Source organism: Actinoplanes sp. NPDC048791 (genome assembly GCF_040650095.1).
Taxonomy (GTDB): domain Bacteria; phylum Actinomycetota; class Actinomycetes; order Mycobacteriales; family Micromonosporaceae; genus Actinoplanes.
Window position 1 is genome coordinate 1,148 of record NZ_JBEZGQ010000828.1, and the last position, 2,607, is coordinate 3,754.

The window sequence follows — 2,607 nt, forward strand, 5'->3', positions numbered from 1 at the left end:
GGTGGACGTGCTTGCGGTCCTGTATGCGGGCCGGGTCGAGGAGGTCCCGATGCGGGACCACTGGGAGTCCGTGTACGCCGCAGCGCAGGTCCCACTGGCCCGCGGCTGGGAACGCCAGGTCGACACGGACCGCAACGCCCTGTTCTACCGCGACGTCCTGTCCCCGCAGGACTACGTCGCCTGGCTGCGCGCCAACGCCGTCACCTACGTCGTCATCGCCCCCAGCGCGGTGCCCGACCGGTACGCCCGCACCGAGTCCGCCCTGGTCCTCAACGGATTGCCGGAGCTGCGCCCGGTGTGGCAGGACGACACCTGGCGCCTCTACGAGGTCACCGACGCACAGCAGTTGGTGTCGGCGCCGGCCGAGCTCGCCCGCAGTGACCGCGGCGGCGTCACCGTGCGTGTCCCCGCGCGCGCCGACGTGCTGGTCCGCGTGCACTGGTCGCGCTGGCTGAGCGTGCGGCAGCCGGGCGCCTGCCTGGCTCCCGGCCCCGACGGCTGGACCGAGCTGCGCGTCACCACCCCGGGTGAGTTCCGGCTCACCAGCTCGCTGCGGCCCGGACCGGCGTGCTGACCGCGGGCCGATGGGTACGCTGACGCGCATGCCACGGTCACGAGGGGTCCGCACGAGGCCGTTGTCATGATCCAAGGGCTGCTGGCCCGCCCCGCGTTCCTGCGCTGGCTGGGCTTCTTCGGTGCTGTGTGCTGTGCCGTGGACGCGTTCCTCTACGGCGCCGCACCGTTCATCCGCCGCAACGTCAACGTGGTCAGCGTGCTGCGCGAGCCGGCCGGCGCCCTCATTCTGCTGCTGTGGTTCGCCGGCCTGGCCGCGCTCTGCGTCGCCTGGTGGTACGGCCGCCGCCTCCAGCTCACTCCCCGGTGGATCCTGGTGACCGCCGCGCTCTGGTCCGCCCCGCTGCTGGTCGTGCCGCCGCTGGCCAGCCGGGACATGTACGCGAACGCCTGCCAGGGCGCCCTCGTGCACGCCGGCCTCAACCCGTACCTGGTCGGGGTGTCGGCCCAGCCCTGTCCCTGGCTGGACTCCGTCTCGGTGGTCTGGCGCGACACGCCCACGCCGTACGGTCCGGTCTTTCTGGTCCTGGCCGGGCTGGCCGCGGCGTTCGGGTCGCAGCTGGCCGCCCTGATCTCCTTCCGAGTCCTCGCCGTGCTGGGCGTCGTCGCGATCGCGGCCTGCCTGCCCGTGCTGGCGCGGCGGGTCGGCGCGCCTGTGGACCGGGCGCTATGGCTGGTGCTCTGCTGCCCGCTGGTGCCGGTGCATCTGATCGGCGGCGGCCACAACGACGCGCTCACGGTGGCGTTCATGGTCGCCGGGTTCGCGGTGCTGGCGGCGCCGGTCAAGAGCTGGACCACGCTGCTGGTCGGCGGGGCGCTGCTCGGCCTGGCCATCTCCATCAAGATCACGATCGGGGTCGTGCTGCCGTTCGCGGCGCTGTTCGCCGTCGGTGGTCTGCGGGCCGCGGGCTGGGCCGGGCTGATCAAGCGCGGGGGAGCGGTCATGGCGTCCGCGCTCGTCGTGCTGGTGGCCGGCTCGTTCGCCTCCGGGCTGGGTCTGGGCTGGCTGACCGCGCTGTCCGGCGCGGGGGAGTCGGTGAACTGGTCGTCGCCGCCGACCGCCGTCGGTCTCGCGGTCGAGGCGGCCGGTCGCTGGTTCGGCGCCGATCTCGAGGTCGTGCCCGCTGTCCGCGCGGTCGCCCTGGTGCTGCTCGGGGTGTCCCTGCTGGTGATCCTCTGGCGTTCCCGGGACCGCGACCCGCTGGTCGGGGCCGGGCTGGCGCTGCTCGCCGTGATCTTCTTCGCGCCGATCACCCAGCCCTGGTATCTGATCTGGCCGCTGGCGCTGTTCGCGGTCGGCACCGCGCGGGCCCGGTGGCTGGCCGGGACGGTCGTCTTCGCGATGGCCACGATCCTGCCCGAGGGCACCGGCGTGTTCCGGCCGCTGGGCGTGCCGATGTCGTTCGCGATGATCGTCCTGATCGGCTGGGTCGCGTACCGCAGCGTGACCTGGCTTCGCGGGAGGGAACTGGTGACCGCGGCGTGAGGCTGATCCGGTGGGGCGGGCTGGCCGGGAGCGTGCTGGTCGCGGCGGCCGCCTACCTCGGCGGTTCACCGTTCGCGCGGGGCACCACGGTCACGCCGGGCACGATGCTCGCCGGGCGCGAGGGCGTGCTGCTGCCGCTGTGCTGGGTGCTCGGCCTGGCGGCGTTGCTGTGCGCGTGGTGGTTCGGGCGGCACCGGGTGCCGTCGACGCGGTGGGCCCTGGTCACCGCGGGGCTGTGGATCCTGCCGGTGCTGCCGATGCTGCCGCTGGGCAGCGAGGACATCTACTCGTACGCCTGCCAGGGTTTTGTCCAGCACTCGGGCGGCGATCCGTATGCCGGTGGCGTGCAGGATTTCGGCTGCCCGTGGCTGGGTTCGGTGTCGACCACCTGGCGCACGTCGCCGGCGCCGTACGGTCCGCTCTTTTTGCTGGTGGCCGGTTGGGCCGTGGCGCTGGGCGACTCGCTGGCCGGGGTGATCGCCGGGTTGCGGGTCATCGCCCTGGCCGGGCTGGGCCTGGTCGCGGCCGGGTTGCCGGTGCTGGCCCGG

Annotated in this window: 2 protein-coding genes and 1 pseudogene; all 3 read left to right on the forward strand. The window is 73.5% G+C overall.

Translation table 11 applies throughout. From position 1 onward, the window contains the following. Positions 1 to 574 (forward strand): annotated as a pseudogene (locus tag AB0C29_RS37870) (MFS transporter); the annotation flags it as partial. A gap of 66 nt (positions 575 to 640) precedes the next feature. Beyond that, positions 641 to 2,059 carry a polyprenol phosphomannose-dependent alpha 1,6 mannosyltransferase MptB gene (gene mptB / locus AB0C29_RS37875; protein ID WP_360830993.1) on the forward strand — a complete coding sequence of 473 codons (1,419 nt, stop codon included), beginning with the start codon at positions 641 to 643 and terminating at the stop codon, positions 2,057 to 2,059. Further along, positions 2,056 to 2,607, forward strand: a 552-nt coding sequence (gene mptB, locus AB0C29_RS37880) for a polyprenol phosphomannose-dependent alpha 1,6 mannosyltransferase MptB (protein ID WP_360830996.1), incomplete at its 3' end; no start/stop codon positions are given. The genes mptB (AB0C29_RS37875) and mptB (AB0C29_RS37880), both read left to right, overlap by 4 nt.

Coding starts and splice junctions, on each gene's coding strand:
- mptB (WP_360830993.1), top strand. CDS start 641: ATGATCCAAGGGCTGCTGGCCCGCCCCGCGTTCCTGCGCTGGCTGGGC.